This window comes from Streptomyces sp. HmicA12, assembly GCF_000373565.1.
Lineage (GTDB): Bacteria > Actinomycetota > Actinomycetes > Streptomycetales > Streptomycetaceae > Streptomyces.
Window position 1 is genome coordinate 131848 of the sequence record NZ_KB891842.1, and the last position, 13553, is coordinate 145400.

General features: G+C 70.0%; 10 protein-coding genes. 8 read left to right on the forward strand and 2 right to left on the reverse strand.

Annotated elements, in window-relative coordinates:
- The first annotated feature begins 129 nt into the window (after nt 1–129).
- On the forward strand, nt 130–3087 hold the full coding sequence (locus tag B072_RS0133545; protein WP_234018973.1) for a GH59 galactosidase: 2958 nt from the start codon (nt 130–132) through the stop codon (nt 3085–3087).
- A 49-nt stretch (nt 3088–3136) separates the two neighbouring features.
- Here B072_RS0133545 and B072_RS0133550 read toward each other — a convergent pair whose 3' ends face one another.
- The gene (locus tag B072_RS0133550) at nt 3137–4303 is read right to left on the reverse strand and encodes a substrate-binding domain-containing protein (RefSeq protein WP_043245251.1); all 1167 of its coding nucleotides are present in this window, start codon (nt 4301–4303) and stop codon (nt 3137–3139) included.
- 206 nt (nt 4304–4509) lie between these two features.
- On the opposite strand from B072_RS0133550, the gene B072_RS0133555 reads away from it, so the two are divergent.
- The 6 genes from B072_RS0133555 (at nt 4510) to B072_RS44730 (ending at nt 11314) form a co-directional block, all read left to right on the forward strand.
- Nucleotides 4510–5529 carry a hydroxyacid dehydrogenase gene (locus B072_RS0133555; RefSeq protein WP_018534358.1) on the forward strand — a complete coding sequence of 340 codons (1020 nt, stop codon included), beginning with the start codon at nt 4510–4512 and terminating at the stop codon, nt 5527–5529.
- A gap of 85 nt (nt 5530–5614) precedes the next feature.
- Nucleotides 5615–6883, forward strand: coding sequence for an ABC transporter substrate-binding protein (locus B072_RS0133560; RefSeq protein ID WP_018534359.1), 1269 nt, complete (start codon nt 5615–5617; stop codon nt 6881–6883).
- On the forward strand, nt 6880–7824 hold the full coding sequence (locus B072_RS0133565) for a carbohydrate ABC transporter permease (RefSeq protein ID WP_018534360.1): 945 nt from the start codon (nt 6880–6882) through the stop codon (nt 7822–7824). The genes B072_RS0133560 and B072_RS0133565 overlap by 4 nt, the downstream gene beginning before the upstream one ends.
- Entirely contained in the window at nt 7821–8732 is a 912-nt protein-coding gene (locus B072_RS0133570; RefSeq protein WP_018534361.1) for a carbohydrate ABC transporter permease, read from the forward strand. Before B072_RS0133565 ends, B072_RS0133570 begins: the two co-directional genes overlap by 4 nt.
- Nucleotides 8733–8745: 13 nt before the next feature.
- Entirely contained in the window at nt 8746–9525 is a 780-nt protein-coding gene (locus B072_RS0133575; RefSeq protein WP_199791120.1) for a hypothetical protein, read from the forward strand.
- Nucleotides 9526–9538: 13 nt separating this feature from the next.
- Nucleotides 9539–11314 (forward strand): heparinase II/III domain-containing protein, encoded by a 1776-nt coding sequence (locus B072_RS44730; RefSeq protein WP_018534363.1) that lies wholly within the window; start codon nt 9539–9541, stop codon nt 11312–11314.
- Here B072_RS44730 and B072_RS44735 read toward each other — a convergent pair.
- A complete protein-coding gene (locus B072_RS44735; protein ID WP_086020436.1) occupies nt 11229–12068 on the reverse strand; it encodes an SIS domain-containing protein in 840 nt (279 codons plus the stop codon). The genes B072_RS44730 and B072_RS44735 overlap by 86 nt on opposite strands.
- Before the next feature lie 180 nt (nt 12069–12248).
- On the opposite strand from B072_RS44735, the gene B072_RS0133590 reads away from it, so the two are divergent.
- Nucleotides 12249–13535, forward strand: coding sequence for a glycoside hydrolase family 27 protein (locus B072_RS0133590; protein WP_234018974.1), 1287 nt, complete (start codon nt 12249–12251; stop codon nt 13533–13535).
- Nucleotides 13536–13553 lie beyond the last annotated feature (18 nt).

The window sequence follows — 13553 nt, forward strand, 5'->3', positions numbered from 1 at the left end:
GCCCATGTTCGGGTCCGAACGACTGCGGTCGGGTGCGGGTGATCCGTAGAGGTTCCGAACCGCGTCGTTGTGTCATGTTCCCGCGCCTGAGCCAGGACGAGGCACACGAGGCAGAGGAATCGATGCTGGATGCGTTCAGAGACGAAGATGCGTGCGCTGGGGAGACCGAGGTGGGCCGTGCTCGCGGCGGCCGCCGTCACGCTGGGGGCGGGAATGATCTCCGCGCCGCCCACCCATGCCGACGCGACCGACCCCGTCAACATCGTGGTCGACGGTGACGACATACGAGCCGACAACGTCAACGGCCTGACATACAAAGGCCTCGGCATTCTCAGCTGCAACAGTACGAGCAACCTGTTGATGGACTACAAGGCCGAGCACCCCGAGCGGTACTGGCAGCTCATCCGGACCATGTTCGGCGGCCCGAACCCCCTCATCAATCACGTCAAGGTGGAGATGGGTTCGGACACCAACACCTCCACCGGTGCCGACCCGGCGACCATGCGGACGGCGAGCGAGATCGCGGACGCGTCCCGTTCCCCCGGTTTCCAGCTCGCCGCCGACGCCAAGACGGTCAATCCGCGGCTCAAGGTCTCCGTTCTGCGGTGGGAGATGCCCCAGTGGGTGCAGCAGGAATGGAACAAGGGGACCGGCACCGATGAGATGTACCGGTGGTACAAGGAGACCATTCTCGACGTGTACCAGAAGTACGGGTACATGGTCGACTATGTGAACCCCGACAAGAACGAGACACGGTCGCCTGACGTGTCGTTCATCAAGTGGTACAAGAACGCCATCGTCAGCGACACGGATTTCTCGGACGCTCGCTACGGGATTCCCGCGCGGGAGCAGGAAAAGGTGGCGGCTGCCTACCATCGCATCAAGATCGTTGCCTCCGACGAGAACAACACCCTCAACATGGGGCCGAACATGCTCAGCGACGCCGATCTCTTCGGGATCGTCGACGCGACCGGCTACCACTACACGACCGAGGACCGGCGCGACGGTGCCGCCGACGCCGACACGTATCTGCCGTACACGAAGCTGGCGACCGGGGAGAACAAGTACGGGCAGGACAAGGAGGTCTGGTACAGCGAGGGGACCGGGTCGTTCGGGTTCACCGACTATCGCGTGAACAACACCGAGGGGCCGGGCGGGGCGAGTACGGGGATCGGTGGTGTGCAGAGTGCTCTGGACATCGCCAACCGTGTCGTCAAGAGCTATGCGAACTCCAAGCGCACGCATTATATTTTCCAGCCGGCCATCGGGTCGTTCTACGAGGGTGCTCAGTACAGTCACAAGGAACTCGTCAGCGCGCGCGACCCCTGGTCGGGATATCTGCATTACGACGCGGCGCTCTATGTGATGCAGCACTTCACCCAGTTCGCGAAGACCGGCTGGGAGAACGACACGAATACCGCGGGTATTTGGCGCACCGTTCCCGAGGCCAGTTACAGCGGTGTGAGCGGCACCGAGAATCTCGACGGTTCCAACGGCGCTCCGAGTTACATGACGCTCGCGGATCCCGCCAAGAAGGACTTCTCGACCGTCGTCGTCAACGACAGTGATCAGCCGAAGACTTATCGGATCAAGGCCGAGGGGCTCAGCCTCGGTCGCGATACGACCATGGAGGCGTGGGAGACCCGCGCCGCCGACGCCGGGCAGCGGTACGACGCCGACTTCAAGCACCTCGCCGCGCAGTTCCGGCCCGACGGCGACGGCGTGTACACGTACACGGTGAAGCCGCGGTCCGTCACCACGCTGACGACGCTCGACAAGAGCAGTGACGCGGCCACGAAGCGGCGGCTGCCCGAGTCCGGTGAGCGCGCCGTCCTCGACACCGACCGGGGTGGCAAGCGGCGCGACACCCATGACACGTACCTGTACGCGGACGACTTCGGGTACGCGGAAGAGGGCAGGGTCCGGGTCGGGACGTCGTACCGGCCCTATCTCGCCTCGCGCGGCAACCAGCCCCGCTACATGGTCGACCAGACCGGCGCGTGGGAGGTCGGCGACGGCGTGCTGTACCAGTACATGGACCCCTCCATGAAGGACACCGCCGCCTGGAACAAGAACACGCCCAACACCACGGTCGGCGACTTCCGTTGGGAGAACTACAAGGCGTCCGTCGACGTCTCGTTCCCGGACCCGGACGGCGGTCTCGCCGCGCTCGGCGTGCGCCAGCAGAAGGGCATGGCGATCAGCGACGCCGCCTACAACCTGCGGATCGGACCGGACGGCGGCTGGACGTTCTACGAGTACGGCACCGCCCGCGCACAGGGCAAGGTCGCGGCCGCCGACCACTACCGGCTGGCCGTCGAGGCGAAGGGCGCGACCGTCACCGCCCTCGTCGACGGCGAGTCCGTCGCCACGTACGAGGATCCGACCCCGGAGACGGCCGGGCGCGTCAAGCTGGGCAGCGACTTCCACAAGACGGGCTTCGACAACCTGAAGGTCGAGAAGGTCGCCGGGTACGCGCCGTACTCCACCGCACAGACGGACAACATGGACAGCGCGGTGACGTACGAGGGCACCTGGAGCAGGAAGGCGTCCAACGGCGACGCCATGGACTGGTACCGGTCGACGTCGACGAGCACGACGGCCGGCGCGTCCTTCACCGTCCCGTTCCGCGGCACGGGCCTCGATGTCATCGGCGGCAACGACGGCAGCGCCGTCGTCGATGTGTACGTGGACGGTGAACTCGTCGCCAAGGACGCGAAGACCGCCGTCTCCGACAAGCGGCTCGCCACGTACGCGCTGCGCGGTCTGCCGGACGGCAAGCACGAGGCACGGTTCGTCCTGAAGTCCGGCAAACTCGTCCTCGACGCCTTCGACACCGCACCGGGTGACCGGGTCGGCGGCGTGGTCGACACGGCCCCGATCCGCAGCGCCCTGACCGAGGTCGGGACGCCGGACAAGGGCGACAGCACCGCCGAGTCCTGGCCCCTGTTCGCCCGCTCGCTCGCCGCCGCGCGGGCCGCCCTCGATGGGCAGAAGGGGCTGGACACCGAGGGTGTTCAGCAGGTCGCGGACCGGCTGCGGGCGGCGTACGGGCAGTTGGTGCGAGCGGACGCCGACGCGCGGTAGGAGCGACGAGCACGAAGGGCGGCCCCGGAGGTCACACCGCCGGGGTCGCTCAGACCGCTTCGCGGCGCCGGGGCGCGGGTGCCGGCAGCGGCGGCGGCGCGGCCGGGAGCGACGACGAGCGGATCATCAACTCCGGCAGGATCAGAGCCCGTTGGGCGGGGCGACGACTGCCCTCCAGGAGGCGCGCCACCATCATCTCCACGGCCGTACGGCCCACGAGCGCCTTCGGCGGCCGCACGGCCGTGATCGCCGGATCGGCGAGGTGCGCGACCTCGTCGTCGTAGCTGACGAGCGCCAGGTCGTCCGGGACGCGGATGCCCTGCTCGGTCAGGTACTGGACGATCGAGAGCGCGTCGGGATCGCTGTGCACGATGAGTGCGGTGATGCGGGAGCGGCGGCAGCCCTCGAGGATGTCGGCGATGATCCGGCGGTGCCCCGGCACGTCGAGGGCGACGCTCTCGCGTATCAGGAAGTCGTCGGGCAGCCCGAGCTCGGCGCAGGCGCGATGCCAGCCCACGGCGAGATGGGCGGAGGTGGGGCTGCCCTTGGACAGCACGAGCCCGATGTTGCGGTGGCCGAGCGAGTGCAGATGCCGGACCGCCATCTCCAGGCCCGTCGCGTGGTCGCTGCGCACCCATTCGAGCTGGTGCGGCGTCGGCGTCCACTCGGGCGTCTGGCGCTCCACGAAGACCACCGGCACCGGCAGTTTGCCGATCCAGTCGATCATCTCGTGCATGCCGGGGCCCTCCAGGTTCGGGGCGAGCAGCAGCCCCTGGACCCGGCCCGACTCGGTCAGCCGGACGATCTGGCGCCGGTCCTCCGCCTGGTCGTAACTGGATCCCCGCAGCTGGACGTTGACCCCGTGCGCCGCCGCGGCGTTGCGGACGCCACTCACGATGTGCGGCCAGTAGAAGTCGAGCGAAGGAACGACCATCCCGATCGTGAACGCGGGCGTCGCCATGCGCCTCCTGCGCACCGGCTCCTGCTCCAGGGGCGAGGGAAGCGTCGCCCCGCCGTGCACACGGGTCAGCAGGCCGCGATCGGCCAGAGCCGCGATGTCGCGCCGGATCGTCAGCTCGCTGACCGACAGGTCCTGAGCGAGATCGCGAACGCGAACGGCGCCGTGCAGCCGCAGGTGATCCATCAGGCGTTCACGGCGTTGCAGGGCGAAGAGCGGGTCCCCTCCCGTCGGTCTGTCTTCTCCAGCGGATTCCATGGCGCGTCCCCTCCCGGTCCCGCCCGGCCCTCGCCCCAGCGGGATGTTCGAATCTGTTCAGGTCGTTTCTTACGTGATCGAGCTCTGGTGGGTCTGTGTGGGCGACCACTATCTCTGACTCAGCGTCTTCTGGCTGGAACTCGCCGGAAACACGAATGGCACCCGCCGCGCCAGCGGGTGCCCGGAGGCAGAGGAGCCCGCACCGCATGCAGACCAAGGCCCGAGCTCTGCTCGTGATGAGCAGGTCCAGCTTCGAGGCACACTTCGACCAGGACCGGCTGCGCCGCCTCGCCGACCTCGTGACCCTGGACGAGCCCTGCTGGACGGACGACCTCGACAGCGCCCGGTCCCGTGAACGCCTGGCCCGTGCCGAAGTGCTGCTCACGTCCTGGGGCGCACCCGCCCTCACCCCGCAGCGGCTCGCGGCGGCGCCCCGGCTGCGGGCGGTGCTGCACGGCGCCGGCAGTGTGCGCGACCTGATCGGCCAGGAGGTGTGGCGGCGCGGGATCCGCGTGACCAGCGCCGCCGACGCCAACGCCGTACCGGTGGCCGAATACACCCTCGCCGCGATCATCTTCGCCGGGAAGAAGGCCCCGTTCCTCGCCGCCGACGAGCAGCGTGCCTACGGCGGCTGGGGCTCGGTCACCGGCTACGGCGACCTGTCCAACTTCCGGCGGACCGTCGGCATCGTCGGCTTCTCGCGGATCGGGCGGCAGGTCGTCGAACTGCTCAAGGTGCTGCGCGGCACCACCTGCCTGGTCGCCGACCCGTACGCGGACCCGGACGAGGTGGCCCGCGCCGGGGCGACGCTCGTACCGCTGGAGGAGATGCTGCCGCGCGTGCACGTGCTGTCCGTGCACGCCCCCGAGCTGGCCGAGACGCATCACCTCATCGGCGCCGAACAGCTGAAGCTGCTCCCCGACTTCGCCACGGTCATCAACACCGCGCGCGGCTCGCTCGTCGACCCCGACGCGCTGGCCGCCGAGTGCGCCGCCCGCCGGCTCTTCGCGATCCTCGACGTCACCGACCCCGAACCGCTGCCCGCCGACTCGCCGTTGCGCAGCGTCGCCCGCGTCATGATCACGCCGCACATCGCCGGATCCTTGGGCTCCGAGATCGGCCGGCTCACCGACCACGTCCTCGACGAACTCGCCCGCTGGGTCGCCCGCAAGCCGCTGCGGGCCGAGATCACCGCGGAGAGCTGGGCCCTGGGCCTCAGCGCCTGAAACCGCCCCGCCCGATCCCCCCACATCGCCTGTCACCTTCCGTCCTCAACCGCTCCGTCCGTGAGCTCAAAGGAGAGCCGCCGCCATGAAGTTGAAGAAGAACCTCGCCCGCATCGCGCCGCTGGTCGTCGCGGCCACACTCACCGCCACCGCCTGCGACGCCAGCGGTACGGACAACTCCTCGTCGTCCGGCGGCAAGACCGTCGTGAAGGTCGCGCTGTGGAACTACAAGACGACGCCCGAGTTCAAGGCGCTCTTCGACGGGTTCGAGGCCGCGAACCCCGACATCGACATACAGCCGGTCGACATCCTCGCCGACAGCTACCCGGACAAGATCACCACGATGCTGGCGGGCGGTGACACCACCGACGTCCTGACGATGAAGAACGTCACCGACTACGCCCGCTACGGCACCCGCGGCCAGCTCCTGCCGCTGACCGACGAGGCGTCAAAGCTGGACAAGGCGTCGTACTCCGGTCTCAGCGACTACGACCTCGACGGCAAGTACTACGCGCTGCCGTACCGCTCGGACTTCTGGGTGCTCTTCTACAACAAGGCCATGGTCGGCAAGACCGACATGTCCAAGCTGACCTGGGACGACTACGCGAAGCTCGCCAAGAAGTTCACCAAGGGCTCCGGCGCCGACAAGGTCTACGGCACCTACCTGCACACCTGGCGCTCCGTCGTCCAGGCGATCTCCTCCGCGCAGACCGGCGGCGACCAGCTCGGCGGCGACTACGCGTTCTTCAAGGACCAGTACGAGATGGCCCTCGACCTGCAGAAGTCGAAGGCGACGCTGCCGTTCGCCACCGCCTCCAGCAACCAGATCACGTACGACTCCCAGCTGACCACCGGCAAGGCCGCGATGGTCCCGATGGGGTCGTGGTGGGCGGCGGCGCTGCTCGCCGAGGCGAAGCAGGGCAAGAACGACGTCAAGTGGGGCATGGCGCCGATGCCGCAGGTCAAGAACGACGGCAAGGCCGTCACCTTCGGTTCGCCGACCGCGTTCGCCGTCAACAAGAAGGCCCGCAACGCGGACGCCGCCAAGAAGTTCGTCACCTGGGCCTCGGGCCCCGACGGCGCCGCCGCCATCGCGAAGATCGGCGTCACGCCCGCCTACACCAGCGGAAAGATCCTCGACACCTTCTTCTCCGTCGACGGGATGCCGTCCGACGAGGTGTCCCGCAAGGCGATGCAGCCGGCCAAGGTGCAGCTGGAGATGCCGGTCAGCGACAAGTCCTCCGACATCGACCAGATCCTCAAGGAGGAACACGAGATGATCATGAGCGGCGAGAAGTCGGTCGACGCGGGCATCAAGGAGATGGACGACCGCGTGAAGGACGAAGTCCAGTGAGTGTCGCCGCCCCGCCCACCCAGCAGGACACGCCTGTCGGCGCTTCCGCGGCCCACCGGGCCGCCGTGAAGCGCCGGCGGCGCCGGACCACCCTCATCGGCTGGTCGTTCATCCTCCCCAACTTCCTGGGGTTCGCCGCCCTCACCCTCGTCCCCGTGATCGGCGCGCTCGCGATCTCCTTCACCGACTGGGACTCCTACTCCACCCCGAAGTGGGTGGGCCTGGCCAACTTCCAGCGGCTGTGGAACGACTCGAACTTCTGGGCCGCCCTGCAGAACACCTTCTACTACGCGGCCGGTCACATCCCGCTCACCCTCGTGGTCTCGCTCGGCCTCGCCGTGCTGCTCAACCAGAAGCTGCGCGGCGTGCGCGTCCTGCGGACCGCGTTCTTCTTCCCGTACATCACCTCGCTCGTCGCCGTCGCCGTGGTCTGGAACATGCTGCTGAGCCCCGAGGCGGGCCCGGTCAACCAGTTCCTGTCGTTCCTCGGCGTCGACCACCCGCCGGGCTGGACCAGCTCCCAGGACTGGGCGATGCCCGCGCTGATCCTCGCGAGCGTCTGGCGGGACATGGGCTACTACATGGTCCTGTTCCTCGCCGGACTGCAGACCGTCCCGGCCGAGCTGTACGAGGCGGCCCGCATGGACGGCGCGGGCCCCTGGCAGCGGTTCTGGCACGTCACCCTGCCGGGGCTGCGGCCCACCACCTTCTTCGTCACCGTCATGATCACGGTCTCCAGCTTCAAGGTCTTCGACCTGGTGCAGGTCATGACCGAGGGCGGTCCCGGACGGTCCACCCTCGTCCTGTCCCAGCTGATCTTCCGTGAGGGCATCACGCAGGGCCGCTTCGGCTACGCCTCGGCGGTCTCCCTCGCGCTCTTCCTGATCTGTCTGGTGATCACCGTGATCCAGTTCCAGATGCAGCGAAGGAGCGAGCGATGAACACCACCGTGCTGCACAAGGACGCCGAGGCGGCCGCCGGCCCGGCTCCCGCCGACGCCCCGGCCCCGGACCGCAAGAGCGGCGGCGCGCGGGCGGTCGCCGCACGGATCGCCCTGTACGTCCTGCTCGCCGTGGTGGCGGTAGCGGTCCTGCTGCCGTTCCTCTGGATGCTGATCTCGTCGGTCAAGGACGACCGTGACGTGTTCACGGTGCCGATCCAGTGGATCCCCGACGAGTTCCGGTGGAGCAACTTCTCCAGCATCTGGACGCGGGTGCCGTTCGCCGCCTACCTCGGCAACTCGTTCTTCCTCAGCGTCGTGATCACGTTCCTCCAGGTCCTCACCGGCAGCTTCGCGGCGTACGGCTTCGCCAAGATGCGCTTCCCCGGCCGGGACCTGCTGTTCACCGGCTACATCGCGACGATCGCGGTGCCGTGGCAGGCGTACATGGTGCCGCAGTACGTGATCATGCAGAAGCTCGGCCTCGTGAACTCGTACACGTCACTGATCCTGCTGCAGGCCTTCGGCGCGTTCGGTGTCTTCCTGATGCGGCAGTTCTATCTGACGATCCCGGACGAGATCAGCGAGGCGGCTCGCCTCGACGGCCTCACCGAGTACGGCATCTGGGCACGGATCGTGCTCCCGCTGTCCAAGCCGGCCCTCGCCAGCCTCGCGCTGCTGACGTTCGTGAACACGTGGAACGACTACATGGGCCCGTTCATCTACCTCACGGACAACCGCCTGTGGACCGTGCAGTTGGGCCTGCGCGCCTTCATCGGCCAGTACGACGCCGAGTCGGCGATGATCATGACGGGCTCGGTGCTCTCCGTGGTCCCGGTCCTCGCGGTGTTCCTGCTCGGCCAGCGCTACTTCGTACGGGGCATCGCGACCACGGGTGTGAAGGGCTGAGGGGATGGGATCGATGGAGGCACGTCGGCGCCCGCGGCTCAACGTGGCCTACGGTTCATGGGAGTTGATCTGGTCGCACGTCCACCGCGTCCTGGTCGTCAATCTCGGGATGGCGGTGGCGAACCTGCCCCTGTTCGCCGCCCTGCAACTGACCCATCAGCCGTGGCGCCACCCGCTCCTGTTCGGGCTGCTGCTGATGGTGCTGCCCGGACCGTCGATCGCGGCCGCGTTCGCGTATCTCGGTTCGTCGTCCCTCGGCACGTCGTCGGAGGTCGCGGACGAGCAGGCGTCGGTACGACTGTTCGTCTCGGCCTGCCGGCGGCTGTTCCGGCGGGCCGTGCTGGTCTCGGCCCCCTTCGTGCTGCTCGTGATCGCGGCCGTCGCGGACGTCGTGACCCTGCGAACGTCCGCTCTGGGGGCGGCCGTTGTGCCGATGGCGGTGGTGGTCGCGGTGGTGGCGGTCGCCGCCTGGCCGGTCGCGCTCGCCCGGGTGGCCGGGGGAGGGCCGGTGGAGCGGCGGCTGTTCCTGCTGGCGCCGTACGCGGTGGTCCGGCACGGGCTGCTCGCCCTGATGAACCTGGTGCTGGGCGCCGTGGCGCTCCTCCTCGTCAACCAGGCGCCGCTGCTGGGGCTCGCGGTGCTTCCGGGATGCGCGCTGTTCGTGGTGTGGCGCAACTGCCAGGTGATGGCGACCATGGATGATCGCGCGCAGTCCGGCAGCAGCGTCGTACGAGAGGGGAGGCGCGATGTCGCCGACACCCTCGGGCCCGTCGCCGTACGCCCAACAGTCTAAGGAGGCAGCTGAGTTGACCGACCAGGTGGCCGAGATCCGCGCGGCGGCCGACGCCGCGCGCGGCGAGCCCATGCCCGCCCTGCCCTTCTCCGCGTACCGTCGCTTCGACGACGACGGGGACCGTCTGGCCTACGAGGAGCTGTACTTCCGGCGCCGCGCGCACGTGACCGCGCTGGCCGCCGAGGCCCTGATCGACCCGGACGCCCAACTCGACGCCCTGGCCGACGCGTTGTGGGAGGTCTGCGGCGAGTACACCTGGGCGCTGCCCGCCCACGAGATGCACGCCACCCGCTTCGGCCGGGGCATGGACCAGTGTCTCGACCTGTTCGCCGCGCTCACCGCGCAACTGCTCGCCGAGACGGTGCGGTTCTGCGGCGAGCGGCTCGACCGGCGCGTCGCCGACCGGGTGCGTGCCCAGGTGGACCACCGCGTGCTCCGCCTCCTCGCGGACGACGAACGGCCGCTCCTGTGGGAGGACTGGGCGCACAACTGGGCCGCCGTGTGCGGCGGCGCCGCGGGGCTCGCGGCCCTGGCCCTGTGGGAACCGGGGCCACGGCTGACCCGCGTCCTCGACCGCTGCCGCGCCGCCCAACTCACGTACCTCAGTGGCTTCGGGGACGACGGCGGCTGCGCGGAGGGAGTGGGCTACTGGGTGTTCGGGTTCGCGCACTTCGTCTACTTCGCCGAAGGGCTGAGGGAGGCGACCGGCGAGGATCTGCTGGCGCATCCCAAAGTGGCGGCCGTCGCCCGGTTCCCCTCGGCCGTGCACCTGGGCGGTGGGCTCTTCCCCGCCTTCTCGGACGCCGACGAAAGACCCCGCGTGCCCGTCGGCCTCGCGGGCCTGCTCTCGGATCGGCTCGGTGTGCGCCTCCCCGAGGAAGCCGTCGAGGCCGGTGCGCTGGCGTCGCGGGACTGGGGCGACATCTCCAGGACCCTGCGCCGGGGCACACCGGACCGGGGCCCCGCACCCGTGAGCGACCCCGAACCCGAACCCGCCACCACCTTCCTTCCCGACCTGGCCTGGACGGTCGACCGGGGAGCGGGCGTCGCCTTCGCGGCCAAGGGCGGGCACAACGGAGAGCCGCACAACCACAACGACCTCGGCCAGTTCGTCCTGGCCGCCGCCGGCGAGGTGCTCCTCGCGGACCTGGGCGGCGGCGAGTACCGCAAGGGGTACTTCGACGACGCCACCCGTTACGCGTACCTGCACACCTCCTCCCGCGGGCACTCCGTTCCCCGCGTCGACTCCCGCGAGCAGTCCGCGGGCAGCGCCCACGCCGCGCGGGTGCTGCACCAGGAACCGCTGCCGCAGGGCGTCGACCTGACGCTCGACCTCACCCGGGCCTACGAGGTGGACGGCCTGACGGCCTTGCGCCGCGGCTTCTCCTGGCGCCGCGCGGGCCGGTCGGACGCGGGGGAGCTGCTGCTCGTCGACGAGGTGGAGACGGAGCGCCCGATGACGCTGGAGGAGGTCTTCGTCAGTCGGCTGCGGCCCGAACCGGTCGAGGGCTCAGTGACGTGGCGGGGCGCCGCGGCGTGGGCCCGGCTCGTCCTGCCCGACGGCTGCACCGTGCACACCGAGGAAGAGCACGTCACCGACCACGACGGCGCTCCCGACACCGTGCACCTCCTGCGGCTCGCGTTCGACGTGCCCGAGGGGCGGACGCGGCTGGCGTTCCGCTTCGGTGTCGGAGGGTCGGACGTCAGGCCGCCGCCCGGCCGAGTGCCGCCATCGCCAGCCGCTGCACCCGCACCAGCTCGGCGAGCGGATCGCGTGCGGAGGCGATGAGGGTGCCGCCGCTCTCGCGCACCGCCTCGGTGAGCCGGTCGGGAACGTCCCCGAACACCCACGTCACCTGCTGCTCGGCGGCGGGCCGCGGGCGGTACTCCAGCTCCTGGTACGCCTGCGCCCAGGTCCCCGCGTTGTCCCGCATCAACTGGGCCGCGGCCTCCGCGATGCCGTACGTCCAGCCGGAGCCGAGGAACGTGAACCGGCTCGCCCCGAGCAGGACCGACGGCAGGGTCTCCTCGATCGCCTCGTACGCGTCGTCGGTGGCGTCGTCCAGGTTCTCGCCGAGGTGGGCGCGGAGCAGCGCCAGCGCGGTGGTGGGGAACCGGGTGGCCACCGCCGCCCGCGGTTCGTCGGCGAAGTCGAGACGCAGGGTGTGGTCGGCGATGCCGGGGGCGTCGGGCGACGCGGTGATCGCGACGCTGGGCACGTTGTCGTGCACCTTGCCGAGCAGGCGCAGCATCGCCGGCGCCGTGCCGGTGCGGGTGAGGGCCACGATGCGGTCGTACTCGCGGCCGTACAGGAACGCCGACGCGCTGAACGCGTCCGTCTCGCCGTGCCCGTCCGCCTCGCGGCGCGCCGCGTAGGCCTGGGCCATCGAGAAGGAGGCACCGGATCCGACGACGGCGACGCGCTCGCCGCGCTGGGGCAGCAGCGCCCGGTGCCGCACGGCCATCTCGGCGGCGCGGGTCCAGCAGTCGGGCTGGCCCTCGACCCCGTGCGCCGTCGATGACGTCGATGACGTCGACAACACAGCCGGATGCGTGACGTCTGTGACGTGCGTGTCACGTGTCCTACTCATGGCCCCCCCGGGCTGTTCAGCGCAGTTCACTCACCTGCGTGTTCTCCCAGGACGGTACTCGACGCGGGCCGGCCGGACCGCGCCCGGCCCGACGCCACCGGTCCCGCCGACCCAGGAACGAGGTACCCCACCATGACCCGACCGCTCCCGCCCCGCGCCCTCCGCCCGCCCATGGGCTGGAACAGCTGGGACTGCTACGGCACCACCGTCACCGAGGACGAGGTGCTCGCCAACGCCCGTTTCCTGCGGAGCCACTTGCTGCCGTACGGCTGGGACACCGTCGTCGTCGACATCCAGTGGTACGAGCCGACGGCCCGCGCCCACGGATACAACACCGACGCCCCGCTCGTCCTGGACGCCCACGGACGCCAGCTCCCCGCCCCGAACCGGTTCCCGTCCGCGGCCGACGGCGCCGGCTTCAAGCCGCTCGCCGAGCGGGTGCACGCCCTCGGCCTGCGCTTCGGTCTGCACATCATGCGGGGCATACCCCGACGCGCGGTGGAGCGGCGACTGCCCGTTCACGGAACGGAGTTCACGGCCGACCAGATCGCCGACACCGGCTCCGTCTGCCCGTGGAACTCCGACAACTTCGGCCTGGACCACGACCACCCGGGCGCCCAGGCGTACTACGACTCCCAGGTCGCCCGGTTCGCCGACTGGGGCGTCGACTTCATCAAGGCCGACGACATGCTCTTCCCGTACCACGAGCGCGAGATCGAGGCGTACGCCCGGGCCGTCGAACGGTCGGGGCGCGCCATCGAGCTGAGCCTGTCGCCCGGGACGGACGTCTCCGTGGCCCACCTCGACCACCTGCGCGCGAACGCCACCATGTGGCGCGTCTGCGACGACCTGTGGGACCGCTGGGACGACGTCGAGCGGCAGTTCGCGCGCATGGCCCGCTGGGCGCCCTGGCAGGGCCGGCAGGGCTGGGCCGACGCCGACATGCTGCCCCTCGGCCACATCGGCATCCGCGCCGAGCGCGGCGGCGACCGGCTGAGCCGCCTCACCCACGCCGAGCAGGTCAGCCTGCTGACCCTGTGGTGCATCGCCCGCTCACCGCTCATGATGGGCGGCGACCTGCCCACCACCCCGCCCGGGACGATCGCCCTCCTCACCAACGAGGAAGCCCTCGCCGTGCTGTGGCACAGCGACGACAACCGCGAAGTCCTGCGCGAGGCGGGCCTCGTGGTGTGGACGGCGCGCGACAGCGACGGGCACAGCCGCTACGCCGCCGTGTTCAACCTGGCCGACGAGGCCCGGCCGGTTACGGTGCCGCTCGGCTCGCTCGGCGGGAGGCCCGACGATCGCGTCCGCGAGCTGTGGACCCGCGGCGACGTCCCCCACGACGGCCGGGCCCTCGCGGCGGAGCTGCCCGCGCACGGCGCCGCGCTGTACCGGTTGTCCCGGCCGCGGGGATAGGCTCGCGGTGATCAGCGA